Consider the following 1,381-nt stretch of genomic DNA (forward strand, 5'->3'; position numbering starts at 1 on the left):
CAAGGCATTGCGATAACCAAAGATGAGTTCTGGCAAATCCTGCTCTTTGGGTATATAACTTAAAGCAATATCTTTGAGGTTATCGAGTAAATCTTGAAAACTCTTATCGACCCAGTTTTGTTTATGTAGCATCAAATCTTCTTGAATTTTGGTAAAGAGGCTACCTTGGAAAAAGGTGAATTTATTGTTTACTTGAGCTAACTGATAACTGATGGATTTCTCCTCTTCGAAACCTAAACGATGGGGACGATAGTGGTTTGACGTTAAGTCAATTTATTAGAGTCAAACACGTATAACTTTAATGTATTTATTTTAAGTGGACCACTATCAAATAATTAGACATAAAATGAGCTATATTTTTTCAATATTTGAGTGTTCATAAAATGGTCATTTTCTGGACACTCTTCTTTTCTTATTAAAATTCTCAAAATTATTTACATTTCTTGTTCATTAACCCGTAATCTATTCTATGTTCATTTACACATATCTTTTTAAGTTATGATACAATAAATTAAAATGAAGGAGAAAAAAATGAATATCGGATATGCACGAGTTTCAACTGGACTTCAAAATTTAGATTTACAAAAAGATAGTCTTAAAAAATATGATTGTGAGAAAATATTTACTGACCATATGTCAGGAAGTAAAAAAGAGCGACCTGGTTTAAAATCTGCCATCGAATTTTCTCGTTCTGGAGATACAATTGTTGTTTGGCGGTTAGATCGATTAGGAAGAAATATGGAGGACTTAATTAGCATAGTTAATTCACTTAATGATAAAGGAGTAAGCTTCCATAGCTTGCAAGAAAATATCACAATGGATAAATCAAGTTCGACTGGACAATTGATGTTTCATTTGTTTGCGGCTTTTGCGGAATTTGAGCGAAATCTTATTTTGGAGCGTTCTGCCGCTGGTAGAGAAGCTGCACGTGCAAGAGGACGACTTGGAGGAAGACCTGAGAAATTTTCGGAGCAAGACGTAAAGCTTCTTAAAACCTTGGTAGAAAGTGGTACGCCGATTAAGTCGATTGCGGATTCTTGGGGAGTGTCAAGAACAACGATTTATAGATATATTAATAAGTTTTAGAATAAACTTAATACAAAAAATCAGATTATCCGCATAAATACAGTATTTAAGGACTATTCATCAATCAAAAAAGCAATTATTTTACCACGAATTTACCATGATTGAATGAGCCTTGATATGACAGCAAAAGAACAAGGGAGATTGCACAAAAGCGTGTACCTCCCTTTTCTTATTATTTGTATGAACCTTTATTTCTACATTTTTTTCTCAAGCACACTACTGATAATGATTAAAATAATCGGCTGGATTGCAATTGGACTAATGTCAAATATTTAGACACAAAATGAGTCAAGAA

General features: G+C 32.9%; 1 protein-coding gene and 1 pseudogene. One reads left to right on the plus strand and one right to left on the minus strand.

The features are described 5' to 3' along the window. A pseudogene (locus tag LDP15_RS12100) lies at window positions 1-258 on the minus strand (trans-acting positive regulator); the annotation flags it as partial. A 273-nt stretch (window positions 259-531) separates the two neighbouring features. On the opposite strand from LDP15_RS12100, the gene LDP15_RS12105 reads away from it, so the two are divergent. After that, complete coding sequence (locus LDP15_RS12105; RefSeq protein ID WP_011915215.1) at window positions 532-1,086, plus strand: recombinase family protein; 555 nt, start codon at window positions 532-534, stop codon at window positions 1,084-1,086. The last annotated feature ends 295 nt before the right edge of the window (window positions 1,087-1,381 follow it).

Source organism: Lactococcus sp. SK2-659 (assembly GCF_020218185.2).
Taxonomy (GTDB): domain Bacteria; phylum Bacillota; class Bacilli; order Lactobacillales; family Streptococcaceae; genus Lactococcus; species Lactococcus lactis.